The organism is Aporhodopirellula sallentina SM41 (genome assembly GCF_000346505.1).
In the GTDB taxonomy this organism is placed as follows: domain Bacteria; phylum Planctomycetota; class Planctomycetia; order Pirellulales; family Pirellulaceae; genus Rhodopirellula; species Rhodopirellula sallentina.
This window is the reverse complement of the sequence record NZ_ANOH01000139.1, coordinates 1-1,035: the sequence shown is the minus strand read 5'-3', so window position 1 is coordinate 1,035 and position 1,035 is coordinate 1. Positions and strand designations below refer to the sequence as shown.

At 55.3% G+C, this 1,035-nt stretch carries 1 protein-coding gene; it reads left to right on the top strand.

Translation table 11 applies throughout. The features are described 5' to 3' along the window. Positions 1-697 precede the first annotated feature (697 nt). A complete protein-coding gene (locus tag RSSM_RS08970) occupies positions 698-1,000 on the top strand; it encodes a hypothetical protein (protein WP_008676954.1) in 303 nt (100 codons plus the stop codon). The last annotated feature ends 35 nt before the right edge of the window (positions 1,001-1,035 follow it).

Below are 1,035 nucleotides of genomic sequence, written 5' to 3'. Positions count from 1 at the left end.
GACCTAGTCTTCTCAGATGTATACCGTTGGCTTCCGTGATCGCGTTGAAGAACTCGCCACTGCCCCGCAGTCCGACGTTGGTGCGCCTCTGCCGGTTGTGCTCGCTGACGAACATAGCGTAATTCTGGCATATCTCGTCTCGGAACCTGACCCCAACTGGGATGGCACGTACGTCAACGTCGTATCGCCCGATACAGATGGCACTATCGCAATCGTCACATTCACTCGATGCTCAATCCACATGTTCGGCCCTCCAAACGACGAAGCGTTCGGTGGCCATCCGCTGGCAAAACGCGGGCTCCAGCCTTATTCCGTTTCGGAGATTCACAACTCTTCATGGCGCAAGCTTCGCGTCAAGATGAACCGTGTTCACTCACAACATTCCGACGCGATGTTTTTCGACTTGCGACACTTCATATTTGCATTCCACGATTCCACCTTTGAATGTCTCGCCACCGACTTTACGGTCTCAATGTTCCGGGGTTCAATCAACGATGCTGTGACGCACATGGCCGGGATGCTTAGTGATTCGTAGCGTCGCCGGTCGCCTAACATGGTTTTTACGCTAGGCCTTCGGCACACCTTCGCTCTTTGGCAACGGGCGTTGGCCTTGGTACAATCTCTCGTAGTTCAAACATCGTTCGCTTCGTTTAGGGCGGTGTCGTAAAAACCTTCCGTTATGTGACCGAGGTGCTCGTTGGATCGTAAACGCGTTATCTACATCGACGTCGATGACACGTTGATTCGTACTGTTGGCACCAAGCAGATTCCCATGCCCGCCAGCGCCGACTACGTGCGTCGGACGCACTCGGCTGGTCACGCCCTTTACTGCTGGTCGCGCGGCGGTGGCGACTATTCGCGTGACGTCGCAACATCGCTCGGCATCGCGGACTGTTTCGTTGCGTTCTTGCCCAAACCGGATGTCTGCCTCGACGATCGTGGCGACAAACTGCTCGACTACTGTGACGTAATTTTGCCCGGCAACGCCTCAAACCACTAACTGCAGCCCATGCTCGACCCATGCTCGCGGTCACA